General features: G+C 71.6%; 17 protein-coding genes. 6 read left to right on the top strand and 11 right to left on the bottom strand.

Annotated elements, in window-relative coordinates:
• Positions 1-31: 31 nt before the first annotated feature.
• Positions 32-1,339, top strand: a complete 1,308-nt coding sequence (locus ABZV77_RS00840; RefSeq protein ID WP_356248879.1) for a phytase — start codon at positions 32-34, stop codon at positions 1,337-1,339.
• A gap of 24 nt (positions 1,340-1,363) precedes the next feature.
• Here ABZV77_RS00840 and ABZV77_RS00835 read toward each other — a convergent pair whose 3' ends face one another.
• Positions 1,364-2,275 carry a helix-turn-helix domain-containing protein gene (locus ABZV77_RS00835; protein WP_356248877.1) on the bottom strand — a complete coding sequence of 304 codons (912 nt, stop codon included), beginning with the start codon at positions 2,273-2,275 and terminating at the stop codon, positions 1,364-1,366.
• Positions 2,276-2,475: 200 nt separating this feature from the next.
• Here ABZV77_RS00835 and ABZV77_RS00830 point away from each other — a divergent pair, with 200 nt between their 5' ends.
• Entirely contained in the window at positions 2,476-3,585 is a 1,110-nt protein-coding gene (locus tag ABZV77_RS00830; RefSeq protein ID WP_356248875.1) for a serine hydrolase domain-containing protein, read from the top strand.
• 71 nt (positions 3,586-3,656) lie between these two features.
• Here the strand turns inward: ABZV77_RS00830 and ABZV77_RS00825 are convergent, their stop codons facing one another.
• Positions 3,657-4,217 carry a hypothetical protein gene (locus ABZV77_RS00825; protein ID WP_356248873.1) on the bottom strand — a complete coding sequence of 187 codons (561 nt, stop codon included), beginning with the start codon at positions 4,215-4,217 and terminating at the stop codon, positions 3,657-3,659.
• A gap of 199 nt (positions 4,218-4,416) precedes the next feature.
• On the opposite strand from ABZV77_RS00825, the gene ABZV77_RS00820 reads away from it, so the two are divergent.
• Positions 4,417-5,424 carry a helix-turn-helix domain-containing protein gene (locus ABZV77_RS00820; RefSeq protein ID WP_356248871.1) on the top strand — a complete coding sequence of 336 codons (1,008 nt, stop codon included), beginning with the start codon at positions 4,417-4,419 and terminating at the stop codon, positions 5,422-5,424.
• 56 nt (positions 5,425-5,480) lie between these two features.
• On the opposite strand, the gene ABZV77_RS00815 is transcribed toward ABZV77_RS00820, so the two are convergent.
• Together ABZV77_RS00815 and ABZV77_RS00810 are read right to left on the bottom strand one after the other, a co-directional pair.
• A complete protein-coding gene (locus tag ABZV77_RS00815; protein WP_356248869.1) occupies positions 5,481-6,008 on the bottom strand; it encodes a DUF4232 domain-containing protein in 528 nt (175 codons plus the stop codon).
• A 276-nt stretch (positions 6,009-6,284) separates the two neighbouring features.
• Positions 6,285-6,857, bottom strand: a complete 573-nt coding sequence (locus ABZV77_RS00810; protein ID WP_356248867.1) for an XRE family transcriptional regulator — start codon at positions 6,855-6,857, stop codon at positions 6,285-6,287.
• Between the two features lie 206 nt (positions 6,858-7,063).
• Between ABZV77_RS00810 and ABZV77_RS00805 the strand changes: the two genes are divergently transcribed.
• Positions 7,064-7,720, top strand: a complete 657-nt coding sequence (locus ABZV77_RS00805) for an alpha/beta hydrolase (RefSeq protein WP_356248865.1) — start codon at positions 7,064-7,066, stop codon at positions 7,718-7,720.
• A 30-nt stretch (positions 7,721-7,750) separates the two neighbouring features.
• Here the strand turns inward: ABZV77_RS00805 and ABZV77_RS00800 are convergent, their stop codons facing one another.
• Positions 7,751-8,563 carry an SAM-dependent methyltransferase gene (locus tag ABZV77_RS00800; protein ID WP_356248863.1) on the bottom strand — a complete coding sequence of 271 codons (813 nt, stop codon included), beginning with the start codon at positions 8,561-8,563 and terminating at the stop codon, positions 7,751-7,753.
• Positions 8,564-8,662: 99 nt separating this feature from the next.
• The gene (locus tag ABZV77_RS00795) at positions 8,663-9,358 is read right to left on the bottom strand and encodes a DNA-binding response regulator (protein WP_356248861.1); all 696 of its coding nucleotides are present in this window, start codon (positions 9,356-9,358) and stop codon (positions 8,663-8,665) included.
• A 97-nt stretch (positions 9,359-9,455) separates the two neighbouring features.
• Between ABZV77_RS00795 and ABZV77_RS00790 the strand changes: the two genes are divergently transcribed.
• On the top strand, positions 9,456-10,406 hold the full coding sequence (locus tag ABZV77_RS00790) for an aldo/keto reductase (RefSeq protein ID WP_356248860.1): 951 nt from the start codon (positions 9,456-9,458) through the stop codon (positions 10,404-10,406).
• Positions 10,407-10,432: 26 nt separating this feature from the next.
• Complete coding sequence (locus ABZV77_RS00785) at positions 10,433-13,012, top strand: DUF6185 family protein (protein ID WP_356248858.1); 2,580 nt, start codon at positions 10,433-10,435, stop codon at positions 13,010-13,012.
• Positions 13,013-13,027: 15 nt separating this feature from the next.
• On the opposite strand, the gene ABZV77_RS00780 is transcribed toward ABZV77_RS00785, so the two are convergent.
• From ABZV77_RS00780 to ABZV77_RS00760, 5 genes are all read right to left on the bottom strand, one after another.
• Entirely contained in the window at positions 13,028-13,852 is an 825-nt protein-coding gene (locus tag ABZV77_RS00780; protein ID WP_356248856.1) for an endonuclease, read from the bottom strand.
• A gap of 169 nt (positions 13,853-14,021) precedes the next feature.
• A complete protein-coding gene (locus tag ABZV77_RS00775) occupies positions 14,022-14,444 on the bottom strand; it encodes a thioesterase family protein (RefSeq protein WP_356248854.1) in 423 nt (140 codons plus the stop codon).
• A gap of 79 nt (positions 14,445-14,523) precedes the next feature.
• A complete protein-coding gene (locus ABZV77_RS00770; RefSeq protein WP_356248852.1) occupies positions 14,524-15,174 on the bottom strand; it encodes a hypothetical protein in 651 nt (216 codons plus the stop codon).
• A 51-nt stretch (positions 15,175-15,225) separates the two neighbouring features.
• Positions 15,226-16,131, bottom strand: coding sequence for a TIGR03619 family F420-dependent LLM class oxidoreductase (locus tag ABZV77_RS00765; RefSeq protein WP_356248850.1), 906 nt, complete (start codon positions 16,129-16,131; stop codon positions 15,226-15,228).
• Between the two features lie 95 nt (positions 16,132-16,226).
• Positions 16,227-16,832 (bottom strand): histidine phosphatase family protein, encoded by a 606-nt coding sequence (locus tag ABZV77_RS00760; RefSeq protein WP_356248848.1) that lies wholly within the window; start codon positions 16,830-16,832, stop codon positions 16,227-16,229.
• Positions 16,833-16,950 lie beyond the last annotated feature (118 nt).

Genomic DNA, 16,950 nt, shown 5'->3' with positions numbered 1-16,950 from the left:
TCCATCCGTTCCCGGAACGAGGAGACATCGCGTGACCAGACACTGTCCGACCCGTCGAACGATCGGTGCGGCCGTTCTCGCACTGACCACCGTCCTCGCGGCGAGCTCGGCCTCCGCCACGGCCGTGGCCGCCGACCCGCTGCCGGGAGTCACTCCCCGGGCCGAGACCCCCGTGCTGCACGACGACGACGCGGGCGGCAACGCCGACGCCGACGACCCCGCGATCTGGCGCAACACCGCCGACCCGGCGCGCAGCCTGGTGATCGCCACCGCCAAGGAGGGCGGTCTGCGCGCCTACGACCTGGACGCCCGCCCCGTCCAGTCCGTCGCCGCCCCGCCCGCGGACGGCCCCGACGACGCGCCGGGCCGCTTCAACAACGTCGACCTCGTGCACGGCCTGAAGCTCGCCTCCGGGGCCGCCGACCTCGCCGTCACCAGCGACCGCGGCCACGACCGGCTGCGCTTCTACCGCATCGACCGCGACCGCTCCGGCGGCCCGCTCACCGACGTCACGGACCCCGCGGCCCCGCCCGTCTTCTCCGCCGACCAGGCCGAGATCAACGAGCAGCGCACCGCGTACGGCCTCGCGACCTGGCAGGACAAGGCGAGCGGCCGCTCGTACGCGCTGGTCAGCCGGCGCGAGCGCACCAGCGTCGCGCTCCTCGAACTGCTCCCTGGCCGGGACGGCAAGGTCACGTACCGCAAGGTCCGCACGCTGGACCTGCCGTCCTCCTTCCGGCTGCCGAACGGCACCTCGTGGAGCCCGTGCGCGGAGCCGGGCGAACTCCCGCAGGTCGAGGGCATGGTCGTCGACCCGGAGAACGGCACGCTGTACGCAGGGCAGGAGGACGTCGGGATCTGGCGGCTGCGCGCCGACCTGACGGGCAAGCCCGAACTCGTCGACAAGGTGCGGGAGTACGGGGTCCCCGGCGTCTACGACGAGGAGACGGAGGAGTGCGCTCCGGGCGCCGATCCGGGGTACGGAGGCAAGCGGATCACGGCCGACGTCGAGGGGCTGACCCTCGTCAATGAGGACGGCGGGGACGGCTATCTCCTCGCCTCCAGTCAGGGCGACAACACCTTCGCCGCGTACGACCGCGAACTGAGCGACCACAACGAGTACGAGGGCGGCTTCCGCGTCACCCCCGCGGGCGGCGCGCTCGACGGCTCCGAGGAGTGCGACGGCGCGGCCGCGCTGAACGAGCCGCTCGGGCCGAAGTACCCGCACGGCCTCCTGGTCGTCCAGGACGGCCACGACGTCCCCGGCGACGGTGACCGCCCGTCCACGAACTTCAAGTTCGTCGACCTCGGGAAGGTCACCAAGGCGCTGGACGACTGATCCCAGGAGGGGTCACGGGAGGGGTCACGGCGTCCCGGTGAGTGCGGCGCGCTGCGCGGGCGTGAGCCGTAGCCGCGGCTCGCTCCCGGCGGCTTCCTCCACGGCGGTGGCGACCCGCCCCTCCGGCCAGCCGAGCGCGGTGGCCAGTTCGCCGGTCGTGAGGGGCCGGGCCGCGTGGAAAAGGGCGGCCAGTACGGTCAGCGCGTCGTCGAGGGCCCCCGCGATCGGCGGTCCTGTCATGTTCCGGTGGACCCCCGCGAAGAACGAGTACATCGTCCGGAGCCGCGCCCCCGTGGGCGTTTCGACTCCGAACAGGTCGGCGCCGTCCCGGGCGGCCGCGGCACACGCCGCGTTCTTGTGGGCGCTGGTCAGCCAGGCGCGGAGCCAGACGTCCTCGTCGATGACGTAGCGCTCCTGGCGGCGGCCGGGCTCGTGCTTCCGGGAGAGGACGTCGAGCCCTTCGAGGTACCCCACGGCCTTGGAGATGGAGGCCGGGCTGACCTTCAGCCGCCGGGTGAGTTCCGCGGAGGTCCCGGCGCCGGACGGGGCCGTCACCAGGCAGGCCAGCACCCTGGCGGCCGTGCGGGGCAGCCCGACAGCGATCAGCAGGGACGCGAACTTGTCCACGTATGCCCGGACGGCGTCGGGGTCGGTTTCGGTGGCCGCACCGGAGCCCGAGTCGCAGTCGGCGTCGGCGTCGGCGTCGGCGGGTCGTGGCGCCGCGGGCCGGAGCGGCCGGTTGCGGCGCCGCCAGGCGTCGGCGCGGTCGGCGTGCTCCGCGCGGTACGCGCCGGGCCCGCCGTTGCGGGCGACCTCCCTGCTGACGGACGAGGTCGCCCGCCCCAGACGACGGGCGATGGCGGCGTACGCCAAGCCCTCGGACAGTCCCGCCTCGATGATTCTCCGGTCCTCCGCGGTCAGTCTCCCGCCGCCCATGTCCGCCTTCCCGCCCCTGGGGCCCGTGCCAACGTCCGTAGCCCTGCGTTGCGTTAGCCGTCATCGGCAACGCTACAAGATCCGGAAAACTCCCCCGTTCTCCGAAGTTGCACGGCCTGCGCCGTTTCTGACGGACACATGCGCAACGTAGCTTTCATGTGTCGCGAAAGACAAGAGAAGACAGATTCAGGGGAGTTCACATGGAAGACGCCACTCCCGTGGCGCCCGCCCGACGGGGTCACGACGCCGCACAGCGTGTGCTCGATCGGGCGGTGCAGGAAGGGGGAGTGCCGGGAATTCTTGCTCAGGTACGTGACCGCGGCGGGAACTGGTTCGGCACGGCGGGGGTCGCCGACACGCGTACGCGTCGCTCGCGCGGGCACGAGGACCGGTTCCGGATCGGCAGCATCACCAAGACCTTCACCGCCACGGTGCTCCTGCAACTCGTGGCGGAGAGCCGACTGACCCTGCGGGACACGGTGGAGCAGTGGCTGCCGGGCGTGGTCACCGGGAACGGACACGACGGCGGCACGATCACGGTCCGTCAACTCCTCGACCACACCAGCGGAATCTTCAGCCACACCCATGACCAGCCGGCGCTGAGCACGCAGGAGAGCTACACACCCGCGGAGCTCGTCGGGATCGCCGTGTCGCACCCCGCGGACTTCCCCGCGGGGACGGGCTGGGCGTACTCCAACACGAACTACGTCGTCGCCGGGATGATCATCGAGCGCGTGACCGGCCGGACGCTCACGGAGGAGATCGCCGACCGTCTCGCCCGCCCGCTCGGCCTGACGGGAACCTCCCTGCCGGTGGGCGCCGACGCGGCCCTTCCCCGGCCGCATGCGCGCCACTACACCAAGCTGTTCTCCCCCGATCCGGACGCCCCGGTCCACGACGTCACGGAACTGGAGACGACTCCGTACTGGGCGGCGGGCGGCATGATCTCCACCGTCTCCGACCTGACCCGGTTCTTCTCGGCGCTGCTCGGCGGCCGCCTCCTCCGGCCGGAGCAGCAGCGGGAGTTGCTCACCATGACGCCGACGCAGGACTGGCTGCCCCGCTCCACGTACGGCCTCGGCGTCTCCCGCGTGATGCTGCCCTCCGGCACGGCGCTCTGGGGGATGGGCGGCGCGCTCTTCGGATCCTGGTCGTACGTCTACGGCACGCGCGACGGCACGCACCTGCTCGCGGTGAACATCAACGCGGACTGGGTGAGCGGGCGTTGGGAGGACCCCATCGGCATCTTCACCGAGCTTCTGGAGGCGGAGTTCAGCTATGGGTGCGCGTTAGGGTTCGCGTCCCCGTGACGCGGTGAAACATGGCGGTGCCCCGCCCGTGGTCCCGTGGACCTCGGGCGGGGCACCAGCACCGGCGGCTCCTACACGTGGTCGTTGTACCACTTGCCGCACTTGACATCGCCGCGGAGCTCCGCGCAGGCCCGCATCCAGCGGTCATCGATCGTCGGCGAGCTGTGGTAGTACCAGGGCGTCTGGATGTAGTGGTCCCTCAGCGCTCCCGGCCTGGGGTCCGACAGGCGCCGCTCGGAGGTGATCCCGCAGGCCACGCCCTTGCGCCAGCTCTCGGGCCGGTGCTTCTGGTGCCTGATCTCCACCCAGGCGCTGTCGCCCTTCTTGGCGTGCAGCAGCTTGGCGCTGGAGCGGTCCCCGTCGAGGATGATGTTGTCCCGGCCAGTGCGCAGCCCCAGGGAACGGCCGCCACCGATGTTGTGCGGGGAGCCCTTCCACGCGGTGATGAACGCACCCGAGTTGACGAACCCCTGGTACTTGCACTCCGCTTGCGGCGCTGACGCCGGGTGGGCGGCGGTCGCGGCTTCGGACTGCTGCGGCTGGGCCGAGGCGCCGCTGCCGACGGCCACCAGCGTTCCCGCGGCCAGGAGCAGCGAAGCGCAACCGAGCGTGGTCCTGCGATGGTTGATCATCTATCCCCCGTTGTCGTTCCCTGTTGTCGTTTCCCTTCGGTACGCCAACAGGTTGCGGAAAGACGGTCCGTGGCGGCCAGGGCTTTCGGCGCTGCCCGAAACTCGGGGAAGACCTCGATCACCCTCACGTGTACTTGGGAACCGGGGTTCTTGCCACTACCGTCCATATGGACGCCGTGGCGGACAATCGGGGGATGCCGTGCTGCGTATTCATTTCAGTTCCGGAGACCTGGCCCGCACCAGGATCGCCGAGGAACCGGACCCCTTGTGGGAAACGGTCCTGAGCCTGCAGCAACTCCGCGAGAAGAGCCGGGAACCGGTGCTCGACGGCTGGCGGCGCCGCAGGTGCGCACGCGGGGGCCGGGCGCTGAGAACGCTGTCCCCGCTGATGCCCTCGCGGGGCTACTTCCCGGATTTCCTGACGCCCGCCGAGGGTTCGGGCGGGCTGGAGTCCGGCATCGATGCCGTGCTCTCCACTCCGCGTCGCCAACTGTGCGGCGAATTGGAGCTGTTGGCGGACCACAACCCGCTGCCCTCGGAGGTCCGGCGGCTCGCCGAGGGTGAGACGGGCGCCCTGCGCCGCCTGGGCCGTGCGCTGCGCGACTACCACGCCTCCGTCCTGGAGCCCGGCTGGCGTGACATCGCCTCCCGCATCGAAGGCGACCGGCGGCACCGGACCGAAACCCAGTGCCGCCTCGGCACCGAAGAGATGCTGCGGTCCTTCGCGCCCCTGATGGGCTGGCAGTCCCCGGTCCTGTGCGCCGACTATCCCGTCGAACGGGACGTGCACCTGCAAGGGCGCGGACTGCTGCTGGTGCCCTCGTACTTCTGTCGGCGCACACCGGTGGCCCTGCTGGACGAGACCCTGTGGCCGGTCCTGGTCTACCCCGCGCGACCGCTCTGCTCCGACACGCCCGCCGCCCCGAGCGCCAGACTGGCGCCGCTGCTCGGCCACACCCGGGCGGCCGTCCTACAGGCTCTCCAAACCCCGCGCACGACAAGCGAGTTGGCGCGCTGCACGGGCGTGTCCGTGTCCTCCGCCAGTGAGCACGCCACGGTGCTGCGGCGCGCCGGTCTCGTCGCCAGCACGAGGCAGCGGCATCACGTGCGCCATACGCTGACCCAGCTCGGGGACCACCTGCTCACCGGCGTCCAGCTGGGACGGATACCGCCTCCGTCGGCCTCGCGCCACCACGGCCGGGCCTGATCGCCCGCCCGAGGGCGGCGGTGCGGGCGAGGCGGCGCCGCGCGGCCCGGCGGGCGTCAGCTGAAGGGCACGGCGTCGGCCGGGTCGGCGTGCCAGTTCGTGCTCAGCGGCTTGTCGACCAGGGTCGTGCTGGGCAGGCGGACGGAGATGGCGCCTTCCTCGTCCCCGGCGACGGCGAGGGCCATCCGGTCGAACTCCGTGCCGAAGTCGTCGTTGGTCGACTTGGGGTTGATACCGGCGTAGGCGGCGGTGGAACCGGAGAGCTTGATGGTGTCGGTGACGGCCTGCTCGACGGGGTGGACCTGCCCGTCGGGGCGGGAGCCGAAGGCGGCGGAGGGGATGGTGCCCTCCAGGTAGCAGGTGATGCCGGGCCTGGCCTTGGCGGTCACGAGGAAGTAGCCACCTGCCTGCGTCTCCTCGGTGACCTTGTAGGTGAGGTCGGCGGTACCGCAGACCTGCTCGACAGGGGCCTTGCTCTGGCCGCCGACGGCGAGGGCGGTGCCGGTGGCGGTGGTGGCGAGGGCCGCGGCGGCCACGGCGGTCAGGACGAGGCGGGTGGAACGGGCGGCGAGACGCGAACGCATCGAGAACTCCATGGGTGCGGTGAACAGTCAGTGGTCAGTGATCCGTGGGTCACTGATCCGTGATCCGTGGGTCAGTGATCCGTGAGAGGGCTCGTCCGGCGAGCCGCTCGGACGATCCACAGCCTGGGCCGCGATCCGTCCCGGCCGCCACAACACGCCGGTGGTACGGGACGCGGGAATGCCGGAATGGCCGCTGACCAGCGCAGACACCTTCACCCTGGAACGGGGGACTGGAATGGGGAACGGGAACGGAGGGCGGGAGCGGTGACGTCCCCGTCAGACGTCCGTGACGTGCACTCGTTCGCCCTGCTGCCCGTAGATGGCGATGGTCTCCGCCGGTACGTCGTCCCGGGCGTTGCCGATCCAGTGCGGGGTGGCGGTGTCGAACTCCGCCGCTTCGCCCGCCGCCAGTTCCGTGCGGGTGTCGGTCAGGACGAGCTGGACCGTGCCGTGGAGGACGTAGAACCACTCCCGGCCGGGGTGCACATGGAACTGCGGCGGCGGGAGTTTCGACATCGGCGGGTAGATCACCTTGTACGCGCGCATCCCGCCCGTCTTCACGCCCAGCGGCACGAAGGTCAGCCCGTCCTTGCGGAAGGGGCGCAGGTGGACCCGCGGGTCACCGGTGGTCGGTGCGGCCACGAGCTCGTCGAGCGGCACGGCGTAGGCGCGGGCGAGGGGGAGGAGCTGTTCCAGGGTCGGGCGGATGTGCCCGCGTTCGAGCCGGGAGATCGTGCTCGGCGTGAGCCCCGTGCGCTCCGACAGGACGGCGAGGGTGAGGCCGAGCGCCTTGCGGAAGCCCCGCAGCCGCGGGCCGACGTTCTCCAGCACCGCCTGGTCTTCCGTCACCGGCCGACGCCTCCACTCGGTTGACGCGTTCTTTGCAAGCCTGCAAAAAGGTGTGCGGTTCCGCAAGGCACCGCCTGAGGATCGCACCATGACACTCACTCGAAGCGGCGGCAGCAGCAGAAGCAGAAGCGCAAGCACCAGCAGCAGCGCGAAGAGTCCCCACCGCCGACGCCTGCTCCTCGGTGCCGGAGCGCTGACGTTCTCACTTGCCGTGGGCGGCACGGCCCCCGCTTCCGGGACGCACGACGCCGCGACGCAGCACGCCACGGAATTCGACGCTGGTGGCACACGATCTCGGCGCCGGAGTCGGGGCCCAATACGTCTCGCAGTTCCCCGGCCGGGTCAATTCCTACATACACATGGACTATCCGCTCCCCGGCCGGAAGCTCCCCGCCGCGAAGTACCGGACGTTCTCCTGGCACATGGCCTTCAACAGCCAGCAGGCGATCCCCGAAAAGCTCGTGGACGACCGGGAAGACGTACGCGAGTACGTCACTGCGTTCTCCACGCAGGTCGCCTACGGAGGATCGGCACTCGGCGGTACGAGGACACGGCCGCCCTTCACCGAGGCGGAGACCGACGAATACGTCCGCACCTACAGCCGCCCGGACACCCTGCACGCGGGATTCGAGCTCTACCGGAGTCTGGACAAGGACGAGCGGGACAACGCCTCCGCCGCACCCACGGACACCCCCACCCTTCTCCTCACGGCGACCGGTTCACTCGCCGCCACCCGGCCGACCCTGACGCCGATGCTGCGCAACGTCGTGCGCGCGGTCGAGATCCCGAAGTCGGGGCACTGGCTGGCCGAGGAGAACCCCGGCGCCGTGGCCCGCGAAATCCTCGCGTTCACGGGCCGGTAGGCCGGGGGTTCTCCACCGGGGCGGCTCAGCTCACGCCTTGCGGCCCACCGCTCCGTACGCGTCGACCGCCGTCGTGTCCTCCGCCTCCGGGCGCCAGCGCGTGACCTGGGCGAGGCCGGGCTCCACCAGTTCGAGGCCCTCGAAGAAGGCGCCGATCTCGTCGACGCCGCGGACGTAGTAGGGGATCGCGCCGCTCTTGTTGTACTCGTTCGACGCCGCGATCATGCCTTCGCTGGTGGCCGTGGAGTCGCTGATGACCAGGTGGCTGCCGGACGGGAGGCCTGCCATGAGGCGGGCCACCAGATCGCGGGCCTGGCCGAGGTCGGCGACGTGGCCGAGGGTGTTGAGGATGATGAGGGCGACCGGCTGGGACAGGTCGAGGGTCTTCGAGGCCTCCGCGAGGATCGCCTCGGGCTCGTAGAGGTCGGCGTCGATGTACGCCGTCTCGCCCTCGGGCGTGCTGGTCAGCAGGGCCCGCGCGTGGGCGAGGACCAGCGGGTCGTTGTCGACGTAGACGATGCGCGAGTCCGGGGCGACGCGCTGGGCGACCTCGTGCGTGTTGTCCGCCGTCGGCAGGCCCGTGCCGATGTCCAGGAACTGCCGCACACCCCGCTCCGTGGCGAGGTGGCGCACCGCGCGGCCCAGGAACAGCCGACTGGTGCGGGCCACGTCGACCAGGCCGGGGAAGATCTCCTTGATGTGGTCCCCGAGCTCCCTGTCCTTCTCGTAGTTGTCCTTGCCGCCCACGAAGTAGTTCCAGAAGCGCGCGGAGTGCGGCGTGCTGGTGTCGATGCGCGCGCGGATGTCAGTGGCTGAGCCGAGCTGGGGGTCGTGATCTGACACGGGAGCCTCCTGGGCGACGTACCTGCACCGTCGTATCTGTCGGTTCGACGGTCAAGCGTTCAACGATCAAGCAGTAATTTAGACGGCCCTCCGCCGCGGTCAGTTGCCCGCCCCGTCCCGAACGCCGAAATCCAACTCGCGTGCCCGCAGCCCCGCTTGGAAACGGGAGGTCGCGCCGAGCGCGGCCATGAGCTCGGCGACGCGCCTGCGGTACGTGCGCAGCGACATGCCGAGGTCGCGCGCCGTCACCTCGTCGGTGTGCCCGGCGCTCAGCGCCCGCAGCACCCGGCGCGCCTCCTCGCTCAGCGCGGGCGGCCGCGCCCGGCGGAACTCGTCGAGGTCGGCGGCCGTCTCCCAGGCCGCGTGCACCAGCGTCCTGACCCCTTCGACCGCGATCGGCGTACGGATCACCGTGAACGTCCGCACCCCCTGGACCGGCGCCCCGGCGAGGATCGCCACGCGCCGGTCGATGACGATCGCCTCGTGGGCGAGCGGCGCCGCCGTGATGCGGACCTGCGCCCCGGATTCGGCGATCCGGACGAGCCGTGCCTCCGACCGGGCGTCCGCGAGCGCGCGCGGGGTGTACAGCTTGCGCATGGTCAGGCCGCCCGGGACGAGCGCCGGGCGCCTGCCCCCGGCGAACGCGGCGTTCACGCCGGGCGAGAAGGTCACCAGGTCCGCCGCCGCGCACAGGAACTCCTCGCGGGCGCCGGTGATGAGCTCCCCGGCTCGACGCACCAGCTCCCGCTCGCCCCGCAGCGACACGATCTGGTCTGTGTTGGATGTGCTCGGCATGGTGGCGACAGTCTGCGGCCCGGCCCACGAGGGGTCAACGGTGGCAGCAAGTGGCCACGCGATCGCGCTCCCCGGACGCACGTCGCAGGCTCTGGCCATGACAACCCCGGAAAGCGCCAGCTCCAGCACCGGCCCGCGTACGTGTACGAGTACGAGTACGCGTACGAGTACGAGCAACGCCGCCCCGGCCGCCGCGGCCGGACACCACCGCATCGGCGGCGACCGCCCCGTCCACCGCATGGGCTTCGGCGCGATGCGCCTGCCCTCCGCCCACTGGGACGGCCCCGCCCACGACCCCGACCGCGGCATCGCCGTGCTGCGCCGCGCGCTGGAGCTCGGCGTGAACCACATCGACACGGCGGCCTTCTACTTCTACGCGGACATCGCGGCCAACGACCTCATCCGCAGGGCCCTGCACCCCTACCCCGAAGACCTGGTCATCGCCACGAAGGTCGGCCCCGGCCGCTTCCCCGACGGCAGCTGGATGGACCCCGCGGACCCGGCGGAGCTGCGCGCGGCCGTGCACCGCAACCTCCGCGAGCTGGGCCGCGACCACCTCGACCTGGTCTACCTCCGCTTCCTGCGGAGCGACGGCCCCGGCGAGGACCGCTTCGCCACCCTGGCGGCCCTGCGCGAGGAGGGCCTCATCCGCCACCTCGGCGTCAGCAGCGCCACGCCGGAGCAACTCGCCGAGGCCCAGGAGATCGCGCCCGTGGCCGCCGTCCAGAACAGGTTCAGCCCGCTGTCGCGCGACCACGCCGGGCTGGTCGAGCTCTGCGCGGCACGGAACATCGCGTACGTCCCGTACTTCCCCTTCGGCGGCGCCGGAGCGCCCGACCTCGCGGCACTCCGGCGCGTCGCCGACCGGCACGGCGCCACGCCCGCGCAGATCACCCTGGCGTGGCTGCTCGCCGCCTCCCCGTCGATGCTCGCGATCCCCGGGACGTCGTCGCCGGACCACCTGGAGGAGAACGTGGCGGCGGCCGGGCTCCGTCTCAGCGCCGAGGACCTCGCGGAACTGGACGGGCTCGGGGACACTGACTCCTAGTTCAACTGGGTTTCTGGGGGCGGTAGTTGAAGTCACGCGCCGCGTTGCTGACGCTCGTACTCGTGCTGTGCGCGCTGCTGTGGCCCGCCCGGGCGGGAGCCGCCGGGGACCCGGTCGACCAGGGGTGCGACACCGCGGGCCTCGACAAGGCGAAGGCGAGCGCCTCCGTACGGCTCTCGCACGGCGGACGCATCCACACCAAGGTGACCGCCCGGCTGAGGGTCCATGTGCCGTCGTCCTGGAAGCAGGCGAAGTCGCTGCTGATGGACGAGGACACCGACGAGTACGAAACGGCCATGGGGTGCCTGACGCGCCCCTACGAGAACCAGCTGCGCTGGTGGAACGAGTGGCGCCCCGACGGAAGCCCCTGGGTGAAGCCGGAGAAGGGCGGCTTCGAAGTCACCTTCGACACTTTTTCCTGGATCGACGACGCCACCGGGTGGTTCGCCCTGGGCCCCTGGAAGGTGGAACGGGGCGTGGCGCGCTGGGGGCTGCTCTTCGAACCGGCCCCAGGGCTCCACCGCGTCGACTGGACGAAGATCCTCGTGGACCCCGGCGACCCGGGAGCCGCGTCGGCCGTGCCGAAGCCGACCACCAAGGAGGGCGCCACCGCACTGGTGTGGCGGCCCAAGGGCGAGAAGGCCCCGCCGTCCGTCGTGGTGCGGATCGCACCGGAGTGGCCACGGTCGTTCGCGGCGCAGGACGATCGGCTGCTGTTCGCCAACGTGAGCACCGCGGGCGGCTCGGCCTGGACGTTCGTGGCGTGCGGAATCCTCCTGTACGCGGCAGGGAAGGTGCGCCGCCGTGCGGGGATCACCGGAGACGAGGAGCGGGCGGCGCGGACGCTGAGCGACTGGGCCTGGCTTTCGGCCGGTCTCGTCATCGCCGTCAGCGGCGACGAGATCTTCTTCCGCCTCGCGAGGGCCTTGGCGAGCGAGGAGGACTGGTACGACCGTGAGCAGCGCCTCAGCCTGCCCATCACCCTCGGCGCCGCCGTGCTCCTCCTCGCCTTCGGGCGGCCGCGGCGGCCCGTCGCGTGGGCGGGAGCCGTCCTGGCGGCGCCGGTGCTCGCCGTGTCGTGCGCGCCTCACTGGTTCGGACTGCCGACGTCATTGGAGCTGCACGTCGGCGCACCGGACAGGGCCGTGTACGCGCTGTTCGTCGCCCATGGGTGCGTGGCGGCGCTGAGCCTCCTCGGCTTCGCCGCCGCCGTCTGGCGCACGGCCCGCGACTGCGGTCTCGTCCCGCCGAGCCGCAAGGCCCCGAACGCTCCGCGCGACCTTCAACTCCGTTACGCCGGACCGGCGGTCGTCATCGGCACGGCAGTCATAGGTGCCTGCTACGCCATGACGGTCGAACGTGACTGGCGGCGCATCTCATGGCTGAGCGTCCGGTGGGACCCCGCGTACGACCGGGATCACCTGGACGACATCAGGGGGGATCTCACCTGGTTCACCGTGAACTTCCAGAATTGGTGGTTCTGGTACCACTGGCTGATCACTGGCCTCGTTGTCCTGGCCGCGCTGCGGGCCGCCCGTGCGCGGGCCATCGAGTCGCCGGTCGAGGAGTCGGAGGACCGGTGGCTCTTCCTGCTGTTCTTCCCCGTCCTGGTCGGGCTGGCCCTCGGCGCCTTCGGCAACAACGCACTCCTCGAACCCGTCTGGCTCGTCCTGAACATGGCGGCGCTGTACCTGGTCACGGTCGCGGCCAGGAGCCGGACCGTTCTCGACCACGTTCTGGAGACGACCCGCGAGCGGCTCGGCGACACCGTCACCGCTCACCGGCGCCGCGATGTCCTGGGCCGGGCCCGCCGCTACCGCGAGATCCACGCGATGATGCGACGCCTTGAGGCGGGCCAGTCGGACGACGACATACTCCAGCGGCGCCTGCTGGAACAGGAGGTACGCGGACTCCACACGTGGACCAGTGCGTCGGGCACCCCGGACCGGCTGCCCTCCCGGGTCTCGGTCGTCGACGTGGCGCTCGCGATGGGGCCGCGCGACACCTGGTGGGGCAACGGCTGCAGGGCCGCCCTGATCGCCTGCTTCTTCGGCCTCCCGGCGACCGCGGTCGTGGTCTGGTCGGGGTGGATCCGCGGCGACAACTGGCGCGCCAACCTCTACTACGGCTTCGGGCTGCCCGACATCGTGGCGGGCTTCGTGTCCTGGCAGGCGTGCTGGATCGGCGCGGGCTTCGTGCTGGGCGCGCTCTGGCGCAGGCTGCCGGGGCGGCGCGGGCCCGTGAAGGCGCTGGCGGTGGCCGCGGCCTTCGCCCTGCCCGCCGGGGTCGCCGCGGCGGGGTACTTCTTCATGGACGAGGGGTACGGGGACATCGGCCTGGTCATGCTGACCATGCTCTTCGTCCTCACCCTCACCGGCATCGCCCTGGACCTCGACATCTTCCAGGGCGAACGCCGGTTCTGGCAGAGCCGGTTCGGGCTGCTGCTGTCGATCTACCAGATGCGGTACTTCTCGCTGCAGCTCGCCTACCTGGTCGCGCAGGCGGTCGCCCTCGTCACGCTCTGGCAGTTCTTCGCCGACACCGGTGGGGGGCCACCGCCCAAGGAGTTCGAGGGCGGTGGCAGTGGCGGCGGCAGCAACGGCTGAGCCGTCAGGCCGTGGTCAGTAGACCTCTTCCACCCACTCCGGGTGATCGATGAACGGGTTCCGGTTGTGCTGGAACTTGTCGAATATGACCTGGTTCCGGTTCTTCTCGAACGCGTCCGGCGGGTCCTCGTCGCTCCACTTCTTCAGGACCGAGAGACGGCCGATGGCGGGCGCGCTGCCGTTGTCCACCTTGTCGTTGGGCTCCAGGTCGGGGAAGCCGCTCTCGCCGTCGTAGCGGACCGCCATGTAGAGGATCATGCGGGCCACGTCGCCCTTGACCGCGTCGCGGGGCTCGAAGGAGTCGCCGTCGGTGAGGTTGCCGGGGGCTCCTTCGACGGCGCTGCCGCCGTTGTCGAAGTCCTTGTTGCCACGGATGCTGTTGACCGTGACGTCCTCGGGGCGCAGGTGGTGGACGTCGGTGCCGGGGCCGGTCGCCGTCCCGAAGTCGCCGTGGGACTTGGCCCAGACGTGCTCACGGTTCCAGTCGCCCTGGTCGCCGCCGCTGCTGCTCTTGCTCCGCGAGGTGCCGGAGTAGAGCAGGATGACGTTCGAGCTGTTGGCCGGGTCCTCGTCGGTGGTCTTGAGGGCGTCCCAGACCTGGTCGTACGAGAGCTTGGTCTGTTCGCTGATGATCGTGTGCAGCGCGGACTTGAGCTCGGGCCCTGTCTTGCCGAGCGCGTCCTGGTAGTACGTGTCGTCGTAGGCGCCGACGGCCGCGGGGGTCGGGGCGGGTGTGGGGGAGGAGGTGGCCGTGGCGGTGGCCGGCACGGTGATGCCGACGATCACCGCGGCAGCGGTCAGGGCCAGGGGTTTCCAGCGGCGTACGCGCGGGACGGGCATGTGGGGTGTGTCCTTTCCCGGTGGCCTCGCGCGCCGCGCGCCCGAACCAATGAGCGTGCGGTCTACGCGAGTTGACTAATCAACCACCGGGAGGGTGGCACGGATGTACGTACGGGCGTGTGAACGTATCGGGGTGGTTGGGTAACGATGTCATGTACATGAGTGCCGTCTACAGGCCCAGCGTCGACGGGTCCGTCGCCAGTGCCCTGAAGTAGTCGCGCGGATCCGCCACCAGTCGCCGCTCCTTGAGGTCGAGCAGCCCGCTGACGGAGGAGACGGTCGCGGCGACCGTGCCGTCCGCCTTGGTGATCGTCTGCTCGACGCCGAACGTCTTGCGCTCGCCCCACACGAACGTGCAACTCACCGATACCTCGTCGCCCGCGAGGAGTTCGCTGCGGTAGCCGATGGTGGTCTCCAGGACCACCGGGCCGACGCCCTTGTCCAGGAGGTCGGTCTGCGCGATGCCTGCCGCGCGCAGCAGCGACCACCGGGCGTGCTCGGCGTACTGGAGATACACGGCCTGGTTGAGGTGGCCCTGAGTGTCCGTCTCGTACCCACGGACGCCGACGCTCACGGAGTAGGGCTCGGTCACGGTGTTCCCTTCGGTGGCGTGCAGATTGCGGTCGGTGCGTTCAACTCGGGGGTGGCGCAGGGAATTCCGGTGCGGGCCGTCAGGTCCTCCGCGGCGACGCGAGCACATAGCGCCCGCCCGGCCGCCCGCCCGAGCGCGGCTCCGCGTGCTCGCTGACCTGCCAGCCCGCCCGCTCCAGGGCGGCCGCACACCCCCGGATCCCCTCCGGCGTCGGGTCCCGCACGGCGACGGCCTCCGGCTGCGGTGTCCCGGCGACCCGGTACCCGTCGTGGCCGGGGCCCGCAGGCCTGCACCCGGCCGCCTCCAGGGCCAGCGCCGCCGCCTGCACCAGGTGCGTACGCTCCCAGGCGCACGGGCGGTCCCGGGCGCCGTCGGCGTTCGTCATGCGGCGCAGTTCGACCAGACCCTCCCAGGCGCCGCGGACCTCGCGCGCCCGGGTGGGGCCCTCGGCGGCGGGCGGCTCCGTCTCCGTGCCGGTGCGCGCGGCGAAGACCCCGGAGGCGGGCGCCGGGGCCGGGGGCGGCGGCTCGGGAGCGGCGGGGGCGGCGCCCTCGTCCCGTGCCCGATGGCCCGCGGGCGTCAGGAAGAACGCGTGCGGCGGCCGGGGATGGCGGAAGGCGAGGCGCGCCCGCACCAGGCCCGTCAGCTGGGCCTCACTGCCGGACAGTCGTCCGGTCCCCGGGTCCGCGGCCTCGATGATCCGTCGCTGAGCGGCTGTCGGAGGCTTCACCGCGCGCACCCCTTCCCCGAACCGGTTCCGTCGATCAGTCGACGGGGTTCGTCAACTGGTACCGATGGTGCCCTGTGCCACTGACATCAGGAGTTCGAGGACCCGCCGGTCCTCGTCGGCGCCCGCCTGCTCCCCGGGGCTGCCGGGGTAGGTGTCCAGGAGGACGTCCGTGGCGCCGAGACCGGCCAGGGTCTCCAGGTCGCCGCGGATCTGGTCGACGCTGCCGTGGCCCAGCGGACGCCCCGGAGCGTCCTGCTGCTCTCCGACGCGGATCTGCAGGCGCGGCACCAGGTCCGGCGCGGGACGGCCCGCGGCCTCGGCCTCCGCCGCGATGCGGGGCAGCGCCTCGCCGAGCAGTTCCCGGCTCGGCATGAACGGGTGCCAGCCCTCGCCGAGGCGGGCCGCGCGGCGCTGCGCCGCGGGGGAGTTGCCGCCGACCCAGACGGGCAGGCAGGGGTCGGTCGCGGGGGCGGGCGCGGTGCGCACACCGTCGTACGCGACGTACTTCCCGTGGAACGACGTCGGGTCCTCGCGCCACGCGGCGCGGATCGCGGTGAGGTACTCGTCGGTGATCGCGCCGCGCTCGCGGAAGGGCACGCCGAGCACCTCGTACTCGGCGGCCGACCAGCCCACCCCGGCGCCCAGGATGAACCCGGCGTCGTTCAACTGGTCGATGTTGGCGGCCATGCGGGCCGTCTGCAGCGGGTGCCGGTACGGGACGACGGTGATAGTCGTCCCGAGCCGCAGCCCCGGCACCCGGCCCGCGAGGTACGCGGCGAGCACGAACTGGTCGTAGAACGGCGCCGGATAGACCTCGTGGACGTCCGGGGTCACCGCGATGTGATCGGAGATCATCGCGAACTCGAAACCGAGGTCGCGCGCGTCGGTCGCCTGCCGGAGGAGGGAGTCGGGGGTCGTGCCGGGGCCGAAGTTGAGGAGGTTAACGCCGTATCGCATGGCCGCAGTCTTGATGATCGTCATCGCGTCTGTCGAATGCCGTCCGCGCGGAGCACGGTCGGCTTCCGGCCGGGCGGATCACACGGTGGGAAACGTCACTTCACCAGCTGGGGGCGCAGGTTCCAGCTCGCCACCACATGCCGCCGGTGCTCCGTGCTCAACCGGCTCACGGTGCCGGTGGCGAGCAGGAACATCGAGCCGCCCGACGCGGGGAGGCCGAGCCGACGGGCCGCGAGGACGCGCAGGAAGTGGCTGTGGGCGAAGAGGACGACACTGCCCTCGTTGTCGGCGAGCGCCGCGTCCACCTTCGCCAGCATGCGGTCGGCGCGTTGGCCCACCTGCTCAGGGCTCTCGCCGGGATGCTCCGGCGGGCCGAGCGCGACACCGTCCGTGAACAGGTACCAGTCGGGCCGGGTGCGGTGGATCTCGACGGTCGTGACGCCTTCGTACGCGCCGTACTCCCACTCGCTCAGGTCCGGGTCCACCCTGGCGTCCCCGAAACCGGCCAGCTCCGCGGTCTCCAGCGAGCGCTGCCGCGGGCTGGTGAACGCCGCCCCGATCCGGAACCTGCTGATGAGCGGGGCCAGCGAGCGCGCCTGCTCCCTGCCGTTGTCCGTCAGGGGGATGTCCGTCCAGCTGGTGTGCTGCCCCGAGAGGGACCACTCCGTCTCGCCGTGCCGGACGAGGAGCAGATCACCCATGATCGCGCCGTTCCTGTTCTCCCGGTGGTGGCGGGCCGTCCGGCACCGCCACCACCGAGCCTGCCACGCCCCCCGGGTCCCGCGCCCGGCGGGACCCGGCAGGCGGGGCGTCACACGC

This window comes from Streptomyces sp. NPDC004732 (assembly GCF_040609235.1).
Lineage (GTDB): Bacteria > Actinomycetota > Actinomycetes > Streptomycetales > Streptomycetaceae > Streptomyces.
This window is presented reverse-complemented; position numbering and strand designations above follow the sequence as displayed.

Bases quoted from the DNA above. Each gene is read 5' to 3' on its own strand.
- ABZV77_RS00835 (WP_356248877.1), bottom strand. From the start codon at position 2,275: ATGGGCGGCGGGAGACTGACCGCGGAGGACCGGAGAATCATCGAGGCG.
- ABZV77_RS00830 (WP_356248875.1), top strand. From the start codon at position 2,476: ATGGAAGACGCCACTCCCGTGGCGCCCGCCCGACGGGGTCACGACGCC.
- ABZV77_RS00825 (WP_356248873.1), bottom strand. From the start codon at position 4,217: ATGATCAACCATCGCAGGACCACGCTCGGTTGCGCTTCGCTGCTCCTG.
- ABZV77_RS00815 (WP_356248869.1), bottom strand. From the start codon at position 6,008: ATGCGTTCGCGTCTCGCCGCCCGTTCCACCCGCCTCGTCCTGACCGCC.
- ABZV77_RS00795 (WP_356248861.1), bottom strand. From the start codon at position 9,358: ATGCCGAGCACATCCAACACAGACCAGATCGTGTCGCTGCGGGGCGAG.
- ABZV77_RS00790 (WP_356248860.1), top strand. From the start codon at position 9,456: ATGACAACCCCGGAAAGCGCCAGCTCCAGCACCGGCCCGCGTACGTGT.
- ABZV77_RS00780 (WP_356248856.1), bottom strand. From the start codon at position 13,852: ATGCCCGTCCCGCGCGTACGCCGCTGGAAACCCCTGGCCCTGACCGCT.
- ABZV77_RS00765 (WP_356248850.1), bottom strand. From the start codon at position 16,131: ATGCGATACGGCGTTAACCTCCTCAACTTCGGCCCCGGCACGACCCCC.
- ABZV77_RS00760 (WP_356248848.1), bottom strand. From the start codon at position 16,832: ATGGGTGATCTGCTCCTCGTCCGGCACGGCGAGACGGAGTGGTCCCTC.